Origin of the sequence: Paenibacillus sp. NPDC056722, assembly GCF_042790635.1 — a bacterium.
GTDB lineage: Bacteria > Bacillota > Bacilli > Paenibacillales > Paenibacillaceae > Paenibacillus_AQ > Paenibacillus_AQ agri.
Map to the genome: position 1 here is coordinate 930,111 of NZ_JBHTYV010000001.1, position 17,628 is coordinate 947,738.

General features: G+C 50.1%; 14 protein-coding genes. All 14 read right to left on the reverse strand.

Annotated elements, in window-relative coordinates; genetic code table 11:
• Positions 1-72: 72 nt before the first annotated feature.
• Positions 73-1,050, reverse strand: coding sequence for a carbohydrate ABC transporter permease (locus ACFRAM_RS04335; protein ID WP_379464678.1), 978 nt, complete (start codon positions 1,048-1,050; stop codon positions 73-75).
• Positions 1,047-1,943, reverse strand: coding sequence for a carbohydrate ABC transporter permease (locus tag ACFRAM_RS04340; protein WP_379464679.1), 897 nt, complete (start codon positions 1,941-1,943; stop codon positions 1,047-1,049). Before ACFRAM_RS04340 ends, ACFRAM_RS04335 begins: the two co-directional genes overlap by 4 nt.
• Positions 1,936-4,029, reverse strand: coding sequence for a DUF5696 domain-containing protein (locus ACFRAM_RS04345; RefSeq protein WP_379464680.1), 2,094 nt, complete (start codon positions 4,027-4,029; stop codon positions 1,936-1,938). The genes ACFRAM_RS04340 and ACFRAM_RS04345 overlap by 8 nt, the downstream gene beginning before the upstream one ends.
• Positions 4,030-4,156: 127 nt before the next feature.
• A complete protein-coding gene (locus ACFRAM_RS04350) occupies positions 4,157-6,172 on the reverse strand; it encodes a YIP1 family protein (protein WP_379464681.1) in 2,016 nt (671 codons plus the stop codon).
• A 26-nt stretch (positions 6,173-6,198) separates the two neighbouring features.
• A complete protein-coding gene (locus tag ACFRAM_RS04355) occupies positions 6,199-7,065 on the reverse strand; it encodes a carbohydrate ABC transporter permease (RefSeq protein ID WP_379464682.1) in 867 nt (288 codons plus the stop codon).
• Positions 7,066-7,068: 3 nt separating this feature from the next.
• Complete coding sequence (locus ACFRAM_RS04360; RefSeq protein ID WP_379464683.1) at positions 7,069-8,049, reverse strand: carbohydrate ABC transporter permease; 981 nt, start codon at positions 8,047-8,049, stop codon at positions 7,069-7,071.
• Positions 8,046-11,003 (reverse strand): extracellular solute-binding protein, encoded by a 2,958-nt coding sequence (locus ACFRAM_RS04365; RefSeq protein ID WP_379464684.1) that lies wholly within the window; start codon positions 11,001-11,003, stop codon positions 8,046-8,048. Before ACFRAM_RS04365 ends, ACFRAM_RS04360 begins: the two co-directional genes overlap by 4 nt.
• Complete coding sequence (locus tag ACFRAM_RS04370; RefSeq protein ID WP_379464685.1) at positions 11,000-12,121, reverse strand: ABC transporter ATP-binding protein; 1,122 nt, start codon at positions 12,119-12,121, stop codon at positions 11,000-11,002. The genes ACFRAM_RS04365 and ACFRAM_RS04370 overlap by 4 nt, the downstream gene beginning before the upstream one ends.
• A gap of 236 nt (positions 12,122-12,357) precedes the next feature.
• On the reverse strand, positions 12,358-13,086 hold the full coding sequence (locus ACFRAM_RS04375) for a hypothetical protein (RefSeq protein WP_379464686.1): 729 nt from the start codon (positions 13,084-13,086) through the stop codon (positions 12,358-12,360).
• Positions 13,083-14,186, reverse strand: a complete 1,104-nt coding sequence (locus ACFRAM_RS04380) for a hypothetical protein (RefSeq protein WP_379464687.1) — start codon at positions 14,184-14,186, stop codon at positions 13,083-13,085. The genes ACFRAM_RS04375 and ACFRAM_RS04380 overlap by 4 nt, the downstream gene beginning before the upstream one ends.
• Positions 14,187-14,200: 14 nt before the next feature.
• Positions 14,201-14,692, reverse strand: coding sequence for a hypothetical protein (locus tag ACFRAM_RS04385; protein ID WP_379464688.1), 492 nt, complete (start codon positions 14,690-14,692; stop codon positions 14,201-14,203).
• Positions 14,689-15,237, reverse strand: a complete 549-nt coding sequence (locus ACFRAM_RS04390) for an RNA polymerase sigma factor (RefSeq protein WP_379464756.1) — start codon at positions 15,235-15,237, stop codon at positions 14,689-14,691. The genes ACFRAM_RS04385 and ACFRAM_RS04390 overlap by 4 nt, the downstream gene beginning before the upstream one ends.
• 224 nt (positions 15,238-15,461) lie before the next feature.
• Positions 15,462-16,208 (reverse strand): DnaD domain-containing protein, encoded by a 747-nt coding sequence (locus ACFRAM_RS04395; protein ID WP_379464689.1) that lies wholly within the window; start codon positions 16,206-16,208, stop codon positions 15,462-15,464.
• A 110-nt stretch (positions 16,209-16,318) separates the two neighbouring features.
• The gene (asnS, locus tag ACFRAM_RS04400; protein WP_175373655.1) at positions 16,319-17,614 is read right to left on the reverse strand and encodes an asparagine--tRNA ligase; all 1,296 of its coding nucleotides are present in this window, start codon (positions 17,612-17,614) and stop codon (positions 16,319-16,321) included.
• Positions 17,615-17,628: the final 14 nt, after the last annotated feature.

Sequence of the window (17,628 nt, forward strand, 5' to 3'; positions counted from 1 at the left end):
ACCAGTCATTCTACATTTGCCCAGCATTCCCCCTTTCCAGCATCTTCACTTCACCTGACTTACCAGTTCGGCTTATTCCACAATACCGGTTCTCTCGATACCTGTAATAAACCAGCGCTGCAAGAACATGAAGATCAGCATGGGCGGAAAAATAATCAGGAATGCGGCTGCCATCTTTGTTCCCTCTGTTACCGGATTGGTAATATTGTTCTTATTTCCGAGCAGCGAAGGATTCAGGACGTTCTCCAGATTATCAAGACGAATCGACAACGGCGTAAAGCCCTTTGCCAGAAACATGGACGGCTCGTAATACATGTTCCAATACCAGATGAAGGAGAACAGAAACACTACCAGACATGCGGAACGGGCCAGCGGAAGCATAATGCGGACGTATAACCGGATGACGGAGGCTCCGTCCAGCTTCGCCGCCTCCTCCAGACTGGGCGGCTGTGCCCGGAAGAACTGCCGGAAGATTAAGATGAACAACGCTCCCTTGAGCCCTTGGCCAAAGATCGCCGGAACAAGAAAGACAAACATCGTATTGAGCAAACCTAATTTACTGAAGATGACGTATAGCGGAATGATCACGACCTGCGGCGGAATGAGAAAGGTCAGCAGCACCATCGCCGTAATAAAACCTTTGAATGGTACAGACAGCCTTGCCAGTGCGTAGCCGGTCATTGAGCACACCAGCACCTGAGCAATCGAGCAGGTTAGGGCAATTGTCGCTGTGTTAAACAACGCTTGCGGGTATTGCAGACCTTCGATCGCCTTCGTCATGTTCTCCCATGTGATTTCTCTGGGAATCCACTTTACGGCGGGATCAAGCAGATCGCTGACGGTCATGAACATGGTGCTTATCATATGCAATAGCGGCTGCAGGTACAGATACGCCACAATGGACAACAGCATATAGATGATTAGTTTGGCAATCAATCCGTCTGACAGGTTCCTGCCAAGCATGACCATCTTGAACCGCTGACTGTTCCGGCTCCACATGACGCTCTTGATTCGCTGCTGAAGCCCCCGTATTCTAACAGGATCACTCATGACCTTCTCCCCCTCTGTCGCAAACTCCGGTTGAACAATGCCAGCACAATACCGATTAATACAAAGATAAAGGCGAAATAAATCCAGGCCAGCGCACTGGCATAGCCGTAACCGGTATTGACCTTGAACATATTCTCCCTGATATGCGCCAACACCGGGTTCAGCGGGAATGTGAACAGATCGATAATCGTGTACAGCATATTTAGGCTGATGAATGGCAGGCTAGACGGCAGGGTAATCTTCCAAAAGCTGTCCCATGGTGATGCTCCGTCTATTCTCACAGCTTCATAGATAGAGGGTGAGATGGTTTGAAATCCGGCGATAAAAATTAAGATTTGTACTCCGGAATACCATAGAATCAGGACGATGCGGCCCAGAACCTCCATCACGGTAAGGGCCAGTTCTCCTCCCACATACTGGCGAACAAGCGGTTCCAGATTGTACTGTTCCAGAAACGGAATGTCGCCTGCTCCCTGTGTAAATAATTCCGACAACACCTGACCTGTAGCAAATATTACGGGCAGGAAGAACAATGCACGAAAGAGAAATCTCCCCGGAAACTGCTGATTCAGCAGCAATGCGATAAGCAAAGCGAAGATCACAATGATCGGCACCATGAGCAGCATTTCCTGGAAATAGGTAATCATCTCGATCGGGAAAACGCTGTCCTTCAGAAAGGCGTCCTTGTAGTTCTGAAACCCTAACCATGTATATTGGAAGCCCCCCGGTACGACAGCTACCTTGTGCAGCGACATGAAGATCGACCAGCCAACCGGAATCGCCACGAATATAAGAAACCCGATGATCCAGGGCAGCATGAACATCAGCCCGGTTCCGTATTGCTTCATATGATAACGGAGCGCTTCTTTTCTGTGCGCGGTCAGCTTACTCATTGGTGCCCGCCCCCTTCTCTACCTTGAAGCTTTTCGCGGAGTAATCAACGATAACCCTCGTTCCATCCTCATACAAGGTTGCGTACCGCTGATCTGCCAGACGCTCATGCAGGGTAATCTTTTGCGAATACAAGCTGCTTAAAGCATCGAAGTTCCCGTATTCCTTCAGCATTCGTTCTTCCCATTTGTCGAAGCTGCTGCTGTACAAGAAGCTCGCCCCCGTATTCTTGAGTTTACGGGAATCGTCGTGGGTCACAAAGAACGAAGGCAAGGCCCCATATTCAATCGCCTTCAGGAACTCCACCTCTTCATCATCGCGGAGATTTCCTTCTTCAAAGGTATAGGGAACGAAGCCATGGAGAACGATCGGATAGAAAGGTACTGTCTCATCAACCATAAAGTCATAGCTGGACGCTGAGGGCAGACCGTCAATATAATCGCTAGCTCCAAGCACATAAGCATTGCCCCGGAACACGCTGGCTGTTCCAAGCTCCTTACGCGTATAATCCAATAACTCGGTATAGATTTGCTTCGTATAATCTCTGGTGCGGATACCGGAAGATTCATAGTCGTTGAGGAGTATCTCCCCGACGGCACTGTAGTGAATGCCTTCCACACCTATTTCCTTCAGTTTGCTGATTGTATTCGCCGCACTTACCGCCGTGTACATGGGCTTCGCGACATACCAGTCGCCATCCACAAACGCCGTTCCGTCGATCCCCCGTATGGCGTCCTGCTTGGGCGAGAAGGAAGATTTGCTGTCAATCCATAAGAAATCTTCGTAGAAGCTGACTCCGACTCCCCTTTCCTTCATTTGCGAGGCAAAGGATTGGGCACCTGCCTCCCCGCCGAGTGCCTCCTCAATGGGGAACCGCTTCTCCATGTTATAATCACCCTGATTGGTCCAGCCGAAGTAAATGGTCTGGAGTGACGTAACCCCCCGCTCCTGCAACCGGCGTACAATGTCCTCTGCTTGCGCGAAGGTAGTCGCGGCCACATAACGAATCTGTCCGAAAGCCTGCTCATAGTTGCCGCCCATAATCTTCAAATAAAGCGGAACATGCGCGACAGGATCCAGCTTTTTGCCCAGGGAGCCCTTCTCCTGCAAATATTCGCGGTAAGTGGCGGCCATGCCGGAATAGTTGGCGTTCTGATCATTCAGGAAACGATATTCGATCTCACGGTCACGATCCAATTTTTCTAGCTGCACAGCCTTACTCGGCGCAGCCAGCCGGCTCATGCGGTAGAGATATTCTTCTCTGTAGATCTGGCTTGAGAAGACATTAAAGAAGGATGATTTCATTCCTGGCGACAATGCTGTTACATTCGCCGAGTCCTCGCCTTCCGTCATAATCGCTACAAAAGCATGATCATTCTTCTTGAGCCCGAATACGGGATATGCAATAGTCTCCCGCCGCTGGCCAGAGCGGGTCCAGTTCCCGGAATTCGTCATTTCGCTGCCGTATACCTGGTGTATATAACCTCTCGATAGCTTCGCGTGTGCGGCATCGTAACGAATGAGTCCACCGGGACCATCGGGTACAAACAGGTAGCCGTCATCTTGAGATGAAGCAGCGCCGAAGTACGGCAGAATATCCAGGGTGAACAAGGCATATTCTCCCTCCTCCTTAATTCCCTTGGATGGTACCCGTACTTTCAGACCTGTCTTCGTTAACTCATATTGCATCGTGAAGCCCAGGCCCTTGGAAGGGAAGAAATAGGAGATCTGCAGCCCATCGCCTTGACGGATCAGCGAAGTTGTCATGTCTTTAACCGCATTGCTTAGTGACTCGCGAACGGTCTGATCCTTTCCCTTGGTACGGACATGAGTCATAACAAATGGCGATTTCAGTTGATCCAGCAATTGACCCTTGACATTCTCGTGTTTCAGCTCTGCATCACCAGGATTACTGGTCCAGCGATAACCGCTTGTTTTATCAAGGACAGCAATCTCCGTGGTATCGGGACGAACATACAAGCTATAGCTGTCGTTCTCGCTGACCAGAGCATAGCCATCCGCTCCCGCCGAAGGTTTCCAAGCCTCGCCCTCGTACAATTCATTAACAGAAACCTTCGGCATCGTCATACCGGTTTTTGCGAAGCTGGCCTCTGTCGTCAATTCCCAGGGCCGTAAGAAGAACAGAACCAGCAACCCTAGAACGAATATGGCAACAGCAATCCACCTGATCTTGAGGAATAGTGATTTCGCTAGATTAATGATAGAAGTTCACCTCTTTGTACAGCTCATAGAAAAAGTCGTAGAGATTATACGACAATCCGAAAATGATAAAGCCAAACACCCAGATGGTAACGATGGCAAAGACAGATATCGCCGAGTTTTTGAACGTCTCCAAAAAGTCGAAATTATGAATGACCTGGGTCATAACAAAGAACATGGCCAGCATCCATAGTGTCGCTAAGGTATTGAGCGCATGAACCAATACCGCCTCATCAAGAGAGGCCAAATTGGACAGAATCAGGACTGGAATGGAAATGAACAAATACGGTGACAAGGCATACACACTGCCTTGAACAACCTCCCTGAATTTGCCCTCACCATCCTTGATGCTGCAAACCAGATAATTCGCGATAATCCAAGTCACCCATGGAACGATGAAGAAGGCCAAATCTCTAAGCGCATTCACATTCCTAAGTTCAACGGGATTGAACAGGAAACCGGTCCAGTATATCCTAGCAATCTTCACGGCAATGACAGACAAGAGCAATGCTATCGTAATCCATGGCGCAATTCTGGCTTCCTTGATCCGATAGAACCCCTCATAAGGATGGATCATCACATATCCAAAGTTCCTTATGTCCTGCAGCGGCTGTTTCCAGGAGATAGGTGTAGGGTACTTGCGGCGAAGGACTCTCAATCCCCGAATGCCAAAGTGCAGTACCAAGAATCCGCTGATGATTCCAAGGACCAGCATCACAAAATGTTCTTGCAGCCACTCCAGGCGGATTTGCCAGAATGCTTTGGAATAACCGTCCGTGTCAAAGGCTACCTTCATGAATTTCAACGCATCAGCATGATCATTTTCATGCAGGTACACCTTTCCAAGCCCTTGAAAGCTGCCATTATACATATCATTGCGAGCGTAAACCGACTCCCAGTAAGGCTTGCTGTCTTCGTATTTGCCGCCTGCGTACAAGGCCAGCGCCTGCAGCACATCCTTGCCAAATTCGGTGCGGACATACTTATGAACCATATTCGTGCCACTGTCCGAGATCCAGACGGCGTTCTTGGAATCTACAGCAATCCCGGTAGGATATCCGATGACGCCGTATTGCTGCGTCTCCTTATCGATAAACCCGAACGCAAAGAGCACGTCTCCGGTATGGTCGTACAGATTAATGCGCATCGAATCCAAATCGACGTTATACAGAAACCCCTCCTGCCCAATCGCAACATCAACGATTCCATGGCCATTGTACATCGCTTTGTTCTTGAAACCGTCCACGCCGCCTGCGTTCAGCTTGCGGATGGCTCCTTTGCCTTCTCCGCCGGCTGTAGCCGTATAAATGAAGCCATCAGCATCCATCGCTACGTTCGTTATCGGCTTAGGAAGTGCAGGCTTCTCTTGGGCAAGCTGCTCTTTGTTCAGAACAAGCTGCTTCAGCCGGTTAATCATGGATTGATCGGCCTTGTTGGCACCGAAGTGCCCCATGAACTCTCCATCCGGACTTAATCTGACCAGCCCCTGATAGGAGGAATTGAGCTGGATATACATCACTCCGCGCCGGTCGACCACCAGCTTGACAGGCACGAAATGATCCGATCCAAGTAGTGGCGTGTCCGGCTTCTTATATTCCCGCTGGTAAGTGCCATCGGAAGTAAACACAGCGATCCGCTGATTGCCGGAGTCGGCGACATATACGTCTCCATCGGCTGTCACGAAGACGCCTTCAGGCGCTGCCAGCTTCCCGGTTCCTTCGCTAGCGCCAATCGTTCTTTGTACCTTTCCGTCATTATTCAGCACGATGACCTGTTCCAGTTCCTTATCCACCACGTATACCTCATCATTGGGAGCAACCATAATATCTACCGGGTCTCCCAGCTCAACCGTAAGCGTTTCCGCAGGACTATAGATCGGCTGAATCCGGAACCAGGTCGACTGGTTGCTATCATAGTAGGCTGTAATATACGGGAGCCGTGCCGAAGCAGTGGACGGAAGCAATGAAATGAATACCAAAACTAACAGGGGGATGGATAGCCATTTTTTCATGATTCCGACTTCCTTTGCTGATGACATCATTTAATACCGGAGTGGACCATCGTCTCCAGCACTTTGCGCTGAAAGAGCAGGAAGATGATCAGATTCGGTATAAAAATAAGCAGTCCGGCCGCGGCCGCCATATTCTGTCCCGCTACGTTATTCTGCAGGCCGCTTAACAAGCTGTTAACATAAAAGGGCAGCGTACGCATCGCTTCCTTCTGCATGAACAAGGTCGATGTCTCCACATCTCCCCACACCGTCTGAAAGGTCAGGATCGAAATGGTGGCAACCGCCGGGACAGATAGCGGCAGCACGATTCGCGTAAAGATTCCCAAGTGACTTGCCCCGTCGATCCTGGCGGCTTCCATCAAATCGTTCGGGATCTGAGAAATAAACCCGACTAGCATAAACACAGCAACAGGTGAGGCCAACGAAGGCAGAATATGCCCAAAATACGTATTGTTCAGCCCTAATCCATTGATGATGAGGTAGCGCGGGATCGATACCGTCTCCGGAGCAAACATCAGGGACAGTGTGATCAAAGATAGAATCAGTGCCTTGAAGTGGAATTTGTACTTTGCCAGTACATAAGCCGCCATCGTGCTAACCACAATGACACTGAACAGCGTCAGCGACACTACGAGCAAGCTGTTGAACAAATAGCGTGTGAATGGCACCGTTGCATTAGATGCGTGAAGCAGCAGCACTTCAAAATTGTGAATCGTCGGATGCTGTACTAAAAATCGCGGCGGGAACAAGAACAGCTCATTTTTCGGTTTGAAGGCATGACTAAATATGAAGATGATGGGCAGTGACATAAAGGCTGCCAATGCCGTGAAAACCGTAACCAGCACTATCTGAAAAGGCGAGACTTGGCGGAGCTTGCGCAGTCTTGCGATCATAGTCTACTGCTCCCCTTTCGAGTTAAACAGACGATAAGCAAACCGCATGACAAAATAACTGATAAGCAGCAGCATGACCGATACAGCAGACGCATAGCCAAGCTCGAATCGGATAAAGGCGTAGTCATCCACATGGTTAATAATCAAATGACCTGAATATTGCGGAGTAATCGCAAGTCCGGTCAATTGAGTGGAGATCGCTCCAGCCTTTAATGTGGATACGATGGTCATGACGGCACTGAACAGCATCTGCGGCTTCATGGACGGGATGGTAATGTAGAATACTTCCTGAAGACGGCTGGAAATCCCGTCAATCCGTCCGGCTTCATACAGCTCGCGATTCACCGTCTGCAGGCCAGCCAGCATCGCTAGAAAACCTACGCTGAAGCTCATCCACAGCGATACGAGGATCATGACTTTCAGCAAATATTTCGGGTCCTGAAGCCAGGTAACAGGCGCATCTGCCCAGCCCATCTGCAGCAGGAAATTATTGAGGTAACCGACCCGGTCTCCACTGAAAGCAGCAATCCACACAACGGATAACGCCACTCCACCAGCCATTGATGGTGCATAGAATACCAGCGTATAGTAATCCCGCACACGCAGTGGAAGCTGATGAATCAGCCAAGCGAACAGGAAGGACAAAATATAGCCCCCCGGCCCCACAATCAAAGCGAACAAGAAGGTATTAGGCAGCGCCTTGGTCAAAAACACAATATCCTGTGTAAATAAGGAAATGTAATTATCAAATCCGATGAAATGCGGCTTGCCGAATCCGTCATACGAAGTGAATCCGAGCGTGGCCGCCATGATAACCGGGATCACGATGAATATCAGGAAACAGATCAGAAACGGCGCCAGGAATAGATAGCAGAACACATCCTTCCGAATTTGCTTCACGAATCTTCTCCACCGGAGTTGTACCGGAGAGGGCGGCTTTGCCGCCCCCGGTGACGGTATGACTGGAACAACCTCTGTCTTCACGGTTTACTATCCTCCCATTCAAAAGGCTTCGTGATCTGCGGAATATGCAAGTCAGTGCCAGAGATCCCGAAGTTCCGTTGTCTCCGCTCCATCTCGCGCTGTAGCGATAAGCTCGCCTCCTCCAATGACTCGTCGGCCGGAATTCCGTCAAACACCGTCTTGTTCCAAGCGAAATCCATCTCACGGCCCAGGAAGTAATATCCAGGAACATTGGGCATGTTCTTGGCCCAGCGCGTTTGCTCCCGAATCGCCTTCAAATCATCAGAAGGCCAAGAATGCGATTTCATAGCATTCACATTGGCGGTGTTCCAGCGATATTCAATGCCATAATACGATTCCATATCAGCGGCGTATCTGCTCTGTACCTCATCCGAAGTCCACCATTTCAGAAATGCCCAAGCGGCATCCTTCTTATCGCTCTTCTCCATAATCATTCCTGCGGTTAGCGCTTGAGGAGACCAACGAGCCACCTCGCCGTCCGGCTGAGCAATGCCTGGAAGCGGAGCTACCTTCCAATGCCCTGTTATTTCCGGAGCAGCAACCTGCAGTTGAACATACGTATTGAAGTCCGAGATGCCAATCGGAATGTCGCCGTCCCGGAAATGCTGGAAGAAAGCCGGGATATCTATCGGCATATTGTATTTAGTGAACATTTCTGTCCACAGCTTGAACGCCTTTTGTCCTTCTTCGCTGAACAGAGTGGATTTTTGTCCACTACTGGAATAAGGATCAGCACCATTTTGCAGGAACAGGGTCGAGAAATCCGCTTTAGGGAAGTTCATCATCATCCCGTTTTCCTGAAGCGTGGGCAGGATATCAAATACATCCTCCCATGTATCCGGAACTTTCAGCTTCAGACTTTCTAAGATATCGGAACGATAGAACAATAACTGGAAGTTCTGTACCTCTGGAAGCCCGTAGGTCCCTCCGTTATAATTCAACGCCCGTGAGACGCCGGGAATAAACCGTTTCTGCACGTCCGCAAAGCCCGGATATTTCGACAGATCCTCTACTGCATTCCGCATCGCATAATCGGCTGGCAATGCCTCAGCGACGCCTAACGCCAAATCAGGAACCTCGCCTGCCGCATTTCCTAGAATGAGCATATTAGGGTTAGGCATGAGGTTGATATTCACTTCAATACCGGTATTAGGTGTGAAGTCCTGACTAACCAGTTCCCGAAGCTGGTCGACATAGTCCCGACCGCGTCCCACCCAGATCGTCAGCGACTCGTCATCCTGATTGCCGTCCTGATCATAGTTCAAGTAGAAGGACCGGGCAAAATCCATGACTGTATAAGGCACACGGGACAGCAGTGTAGGTTCCTTGAGTCCTGTCTTCGTGTCCGGCGTCCGCAACACAATATAATCTAGCAGTAATGGCTGCTGGGTCAGTGTCGTTAGCCAGGTGCCGATATTGGCTTGAATCGATGAAAAATCGTTAATTCGACTAGGGATTTCATTCACATCCAGCAGCATATTGTCCAGAATTGAGATGGAAGATTTCAAGGATTGTGACAAGTCTGAATCGCTCTCATTTACAAAGTTGGTATACTCTCGAATTTGAGACAGCCGATTAGTAATGGTTTGCAGCTTCTTTTCTACATCAGGATCATATTTTTTCATCTCCCAGGTTCGGGTAGAATCCACGTTGGCATCGGCTGCATTTTTACTGTAGTTGCCCGTAATCAGCCGGATATGACGATCGAATTCAGCAATCTGTCCCAGTGCATCCCTCAGGGCCATCAGAATCGGCTGCATCTTGGAGGAGTCCACCACCATGCGCATTGTGTGCTTGCCCTGGGTTAGATAGAACTTGTAAGGCTCCCCTTGCTTGTCGGCAAGCGAATTAATTTCAAACTCCTTATGATGGTCGAAAGCATAATGCAGCATTTCCTGGAAGGGAACCTCTCCATCAATCTGAATGGTCCGATAGGCTTTGAAACCGGATCGATAGTTCTGGTAATCCTTGATGTCAATGACATACCAGCCGTCAGCAGGAGCTTCAAGCTCCCATTCCACCCACTCACCAGTATTTTTCCAGCGGTTTCCTCCAAGCACGTTATACGTGGTCCGGCCTTTAGGCTCAGGAGAAACGTATGGCTCAGACCAGTGGTCGGTTTGGATCGATAGACTGGACTTGCGCTGGAACTGCTCGCTCTCTTGAATGCTGTACCAATCTTCCTGCTTAACACCCTCAGGCTGTGCGGTAACATATTTTTCGTACGCCGGCAGCTGCTTTCTGGACTGGAACGACATGCCGCTAATAGCGACCGCTCCCCGCTCTCCTATCAGTCGCAGGTTGTGTTCTCCAGCGTCCAGATAGTATAGCAGCGGCCTCGAAGAGGCTGTGTAATCGCTTACAGCCTTATTGTTCCACCCTGTGAGCTCAACCTGCTGCGGCCTGATCTGCATCCCATTGTTATTGCGTTCGTATGGATATTTGGCATCCTTCCACAGCCGTTCCAGCTCAATCCGTTCCGATTCGGCAAAGGGATAGCCGCCATCAATCATCACACCACGAACAACGGAGCTATTGTCGCCGGGGAGCGGCTTATAATCGATATGAAGCTCATACCAACCGGGTGCCTTTACCTGGAAACTCCAATCCACTGTACCGCGATCATTTTGCCAAGCCAGCGCGCGTACCCCGTCTTCAGTGATTTCGCTAACGTCAGCATCTGAAGAGGCTTCCTCGAAAGTCAGCGCGTTCAGCGTAATCTGCCGCTCCTCCTTATTGCCCAGTTCCTCCTCGCTCTTATCATGTATCAGCTGAATATAGGGAACAGGCCCGCTCCCATGATCGAAATCCACCATTTGCGCCTCAGTCACCCGATCGGAGAGAACGATCTCCTCCTTGGATGTTGCCCAGAGGATCAGGATAACGACAATGGCCGCAATCACAGTCATTCGTCCAATGATTCGGATAGACCGTGGAACATTCTTTAGCCTCATGCCTCATCTCTCCCGATGGCCATTTCCGTCGCTTCATCAAAAAAGTGAAGTTTGTTCATCTGCAGGTTCACCGATACTAACTCCCCCTGCTCGTATAGCACTTCGGGCGCTGTTCTTACGATCAGCCGAATCTTCCCCAGCTCCACGTACACATAAGAATCCGCTCCCGTCTGTTCTGTCATTTGCACTACGCCAGGTATATAATCATCATCCTTTTCATAACTCCCCCGCTTAATCAATACATGTTCTGGTCTGATGCCGAGAATAATGTTGTGCGTCAGTCCAGCCAAGCGCTGGAAGCGCTGCCCTTGCTCCCCGGAGAGCGGTACACGCATTCTTTTATTGGAGAAATAGTAGTTCCCGTCACTCACTTCAACCGTTCCGTTCATAAAATTCATCTGCGGGGAACCGATAAATCCGGCAACGAAGACATTCGCCGGTTCATCATACAATTGTCTGGGCGGAGCAACCTGCTGAATGATGCCGTCCTTCATCACCACGATTCGTGACCCCATGGTCATCGCCTCAACTTGATCGTGCGTAACGTAAACGGTCGTACGCTTCAAATCCTGCTGCAGCTTGATTAATTCCGCCCGTGTCTGGGACCTTAGCTTCGCATCCAGATTGGAAAGCGGCTCATCCATCAAAAATACTTGCGGTTCCCGCGCGATCGCCCGCCCAAGCGCGACCCGCTGCTTCTGTCCGCCCGATAGCTGGCTGGGCTTACGCTCCAGCAGATGCGAGATCTCCAATATTCCCGCTACCCGCTTGACCCGCGAGTCGATCTCATGCTTGGCCGTCTTACGCAGCTTAAGTCCCAATGCGATATTCTCTTGCACAGACAGATTCGGATACAGCGCATAGTTCTGAAACACCATCGCGATATCCCGGTCTTTGGGAGATACATAGTTGATGAATTTTCCGTCCAGATAGAGCTCCCCGCTGCTAATCTCCTCAAGTCCAGCCAACATGCGCAGCGTCGTCGACTTCCCGCAGCCAGAGGGCCCGACCAATACAAGGAATTCCCCTTCATCAATCGTTAAATGAAAGTCATTTACAGCAGGGCGGGATTCGCCTTTGTAGCGTTTGAAGACATGATTAAAAGAAATGCTTCCCACCTGTTCTCACCTCACGCTTTACTCATCTGCGGTTCACACTTTTATGATAGCGCATTCATAAAGAAGCAAAAATGAGGGGGAATTAATTTTTGTTGTGGTTTATTAATTTCCAGACAAAATTCAAACAGCGCGTACCCATTGAATATCGGTACGCGCTGCATAGTTTTTTCATCTGTCTACTTAACAGGGGTATGACCACCTGGAGGACTTACTGGCTTTTTATGATCACCGTATCATTAAAGCTCGTTGCCATAGTTATCTCGTACGACTATCTGCACACCGGCCGGATGCGCCACAGTTACATTCAGCCCATTCTTATGCCGGTTAAAGAACGATCCGCCCTTAGTCGTCCCAGCCATAATATACACAGTGTCTCCCACATGCTTGGTTAACAGTAGACTGCTCTCCTGATCCTTCTGAAGTCGCCCCTGGTCCGACAAATAGGTACCAAACACGTTTAACGCTGATCCACCGGTCTGGTCAACCTTCACATTGTGGATCCATTCGGTTTGGACGATGATCTTCGTGATACCCGCGGGAAGCGGAGCGCTGTATGCCGGCAGTTCGTATCGTTCTTCTGACAACGACATCATCTGTTTGATCTCTTGAGTCAAGCCCAAGGAACTGATCGCAGCAAAAAGGAGGCAGCAGATCGCCAGAAAGCCTACGAACAAGACACTCATCACATCGTAATACACCTTCCCTTTTCCCCGAAACCATAGTGTATAAATCACAATTTCCAAACCCAGCAAGATAAATATTACCGGCCACCAGGCCAGGGTCATCGCAAAGACCTCTGCACCATTCCATTGGGAAGCCATGATAAGAACGCCCAGGAACAGCAGGCTTAGTCCCATCGACAAAGTACCGACACGCCAGCTGCGACCTTTTTCTGCCTTGGTTTGAACGGCTGGAGCTGCCTCGGGGAGGTTCGGTGTAGGGCTTAAATTCATATCCATGCTCATAGTGGTTCCCCCGTTCCCTTGTTTTGTGCTCTCTTTTTATTCCCAAGCAGCAGCTTGATGCCCCCGCCGATCAGTACCAGCGACACAAGCACTGTTTTAAAATAAGCATTTAGCCGGTGTTCCAGTCGCCACTGCGGAAAGAGTCCATCAACAGCGGGAATCGCCACATCCGCAATGATATAATACAACCCCATACAGAGCAGTACCGCTCCGAGCCAGCCCTGATGATTCATGAAACCCGCAATGACCGGACGGTCTTCCAGATCCTCTCTGCCATAACGGCTAATATGCTGCAGAGCATCGAACAGGCTGTAGAACCAGATGACCGGGATCAGAAAGAATAACAGCGTTAGACGGAGCAGGTCCATAACATAGATGCTGCCAAGGAACAGAAGCATCAGCTGAAGCCCTCTTTTCTGCAGACCCAAATACATTTGTCCCGCCCCGGGAAACGCAGCCAGCAGTGTCGCCAGCACCTTACTCCGGCGCCCATCCTCACGCCCTGCCTCCAAATCCTCGAACAGCGTCCGGTCGTAAAGGAGTTCTCCTGCCTGCTTTCGGTGGATATGCTGAACAGCATCGAACATGCAGTACAACCAAATAACCGGCAATACGCCGAACAGCAGCAGAAACGCATCACTGGATGTTATTCCGGCCAAGAATAGCAGAATCGTCATGAAGCCGAAAAAGGAAATTAAGAACGACAGCCCCCGCTGCATCAGGCCCATATGAAAATGTCCCAACCCCGGAATAAAGGACAGCAGTATGACATGAAAACGTTCATTGTCTCTACTCTTTACCGGCGTGTAAGGTAGCCCGTCTATCTCTTCTGGCGGCAGCGCAATTTGCGGAGTCGGCGCTTTTAACATTTGAGTCAGCAGATGGACCATACTTAGGAACCACATCACGATAAAGCCAACAAGTCCGAGCAAGGCTAGTTCATCTTTTCCGCTCGCCATTGCCAGCAATATGGACAGAAATAATCCACCAAAGCTGACCAGGAAATAGACGATGCCCGAGGTGCGTTTTCCCATATAATAATGACCTGCCCCGGGAAAAATATTAATAAATAAAGCTTTTAGTTTACTTTGCTGCTGCAACGTTATCTCTCCTCTCACTTGCGGTTACTGTTCATCAACTGATCCAGCCAGCCGCTGGTCGCTTCCATCATTTGTTCGCTGTATGACGGATGCTTGCCCTCCGGAACGAACATCCCTATCTCCCCCGAAAACAGCCGGTCGAACACGCCGGAGGACAGAAAGATCAGCGTTAGTGAAGCGGCGATTACATAATGGACAATCGCTTGCTCATACCAGCGACTTCGCCGCTGACCCTCTTTGGCTGGCCGGATTTCCTTACTGGGATGGATTGCGTGCTTCTTCACCGTAGATAAGCTTCCCATCACATTTTCTGTAAAATGCTCCTGATTTTCTAGCGGCGGAAATTGCCCTTGAAGCTCCTCCAACGACTCCAGGTAGGAGAGAAGCGCATCGTCATCCTCCAACAGCCGTTGCTCCCAGGCATCCCGCTCTTCCGGGCTACCTTCGCCTGCTAGATACTGTCGTGCACGGGTATCATCCTGCTTTAATTCTCCGTCTTGCCTCATAACCAATCGTCCTCCTTCCAATGTTTTCGAATCCACTGCCGGGCCCGGTAGAGTCTGGATTCCACCGTCTTCAATGTAATGCCCTTCTGGGTTGCTATCTGTTCATAATTTTGCTGTTCGATATAATAGGCGACGATCACCTCACGATGCATCTCCGGCAGCATCTGCACTTCATTCCACAGACGTTCTCTGCGTTCGCGCCGGACAACACCAACCAGGATATCCTCATCACCCGAGCAGATCTGGCGGAGTGTCAATTCGCAGTCAACAGGCTGCTCCCGCTGACGATCCCGTTTACGCTTGGAGTCAATCGCCTTATGTAAGGCAATACGCGAAATCCATGTTACTAATCCTTGAAAACGATAGTCGGGGAGAGATTTGTAAATTTGCAGAAAGGCTTCCTGGGCCGCGTCCTCGGCGCCTCTGGCTTCGCGCAACACCGAGTAGGTGATCTTGTACACTTGCCCGGCATACCTGTCCACGAACTTTCGAAAAGCATCCTCGTCACCCTGGCAAATTCTCTTGATTAATAGTTCATCTTCAATGGCTCTCCCCTCCTTCCCACAGTAATAGACGCAGCATCTATCACTTACCCCTGCGTTAAGCGTAAACTTTTTCCGGAGAGGAAAATAGAGGGAATATAGCAATTATTAGTATCCAATATGTAAAAAAACCGTATCGGCTGGCGGTAACCAGCGCAATACGGTTCAATTTCTCTCAATCCAGAAGAATCAATCTCCCATGGAAGAATCTTTCTATATGAAAAAATCTATCTGCCGCCATTACGGAATTTCTTCAAATAAGTTTTGACATCCTGAGCATTCTTGAGGCGGTTGCGGGACCACTCCAGCAGAATACGATCGATGTACCGGAAATGCAGCTTCCCGGCAAAGACCGCTTCCTTCAAAGCGAGCAGAATTAGTTCCTCCAGGTATTGGTCTTGATCGACCCAGCCGGAAATCGTCTCACACTCCATTGGGGAGAGCGGACGCCCGAATTCTTTTTCAAATACACTGAACAAGCTTCGGCTTTCTTCTTCCCCCTTGCTCTGGAGAGATGCAGGATTCCAGCCTGAACCACCGTTCGACAAGACATCCGCAGAGGAACGCTGCGATGTCAGTAGCTCCTGTGTCTGTCCAGCCTGTTGGGCGACTTCAGCTAGATAAGCTCCTAACTTGCTGTATAGTCCAGAGAAGTTGTAGCGTTCGTAATGGATACCCCGCAGCTCGTCATTATCCTCATCGATACCGATAAATCCATCCTTCATCAGCTTCTGGAGCTCGCCTGCGATTACGGGCACGCTTCGTCCGGTTACCCCCTGCAGATCCTCCAGGGTCGGGAACTCCATTCCCTCCACCTGTCTGAACGCTAGCAAATGAATCAGCAGCATTGCCTCACTACCCGCCAAGCCGAGCTTGCGGTAATGCTTGAGCAACGCGTAAGGAATGATAGCCATTCCGCTCTCCAGGCCGAAGGCGACGCCTTCTCCCCAGGCATTCCATCCTTTGCCGTCCATATACGCCCCCCTTTGTTAAAAATAACCTATCATAAAATCCAACTTACTTGTCATTCTATAAGAAACTGCGCCTCCTTGTGAAAGGACGGCGCAGTTGTTATTGCCGAATATTATGGGTATAGACGGTAGAGTGTACGAGGGAACGGAATCGTTTCACGTACGTGGTCAAGCCCGCAAATCCAGGCTACCGTGCGCTCCAGGCCAAGACCGAAGCCGGAGTGTGGTACAGTGCCGTAGGTACGCAAGTCCATGTACCATTTGTAAGTGTCCAGCGACAGATTGTGTTCCTTAAAGCGTGCTTCCAGAAGCGCCGGATCGTCAATCCGTTGAGAGCCGCCGATAATCTCGCCATAGCCTTCAGGCGCGATCATATCCGCACACAGCACCACTTCTGGACGGTTCGGATCTGGCTTCATATAAAAAGCCTTGAAGGATGCCGGATAATGGGTGATGAACACCGGTTTGTCATACGCTTCAGCGATCGCTGTTTCGTGCGGTGCACCGAAGTCTTCGCCCCACGCGATCTCGTGTCCATTCTCGTTCAGGAACTTGATGGCATCATCGTAAGTAATCCGCGGGAACGGTGCCTGAATGGCTTCCAGCTTGGAAATATCGCGGCCTACCGCTTCCAGCTCGGTACGGCAGTTCTTAACGACAGATTGCACCACGTGAGAAACGAACTGCTCTTGTACCTTCAGGCTCTCTTCATGATCGGTGAAGGCCATTTCCGGCTCGATCATCCAGAACTCTATCAAGTGGCGGCGTGTCTTGGACTTCTCCGCACGGAAGGTTGGACCGAAGGAGTATACACGGCCTAGCGCCATCGCAGCTGCTTCCATGTAAAGCTGACCACTCTGTGTCAGATAAGCATCTTCGTCAAAATATTTAGTGTGGAACAGGTTGGTCGTTCCTTCTGCCGAGGTCGGCGTCAGAATCGGCGGATCGACCAAAGTAAAGCCGCTCGTGTCAAAGAACTCTTGAATCGCACGGATGATCTCGGCACGGATGACCAGAACCGCACGCTGCTTGGACGAACGCAGCCAGAGGTGACGGTGATCCATCAGGAAGTCCACGCCGTGCTCCTTCGGAGTAATTGGGTAATTCTCAGTGATGTGCAGCACTTCAATGCCGGTAACTGTCATCTCGAAGCCGGATTGGCTGCGCGGTTCTTCACGAATAATACCGGTCACGTACAGGGAGCTTTCTTGTGTCAGGCTCTTGGCGGCATCCCATACCTCTTCAGGTACTTCCGATTTCACGACAACACCCTGGATATAACCTGTACCATCCCGCAGCTGCAGGAACTGGATTTTACCACTGGAGCGCTTGTTGTTAACCCAACAGCCGATTACAACACTCTCTCCAACATGTTCGTTCACTTTCTTGATTACACTTTTGTTAGCCATGCCTACACTCTCTC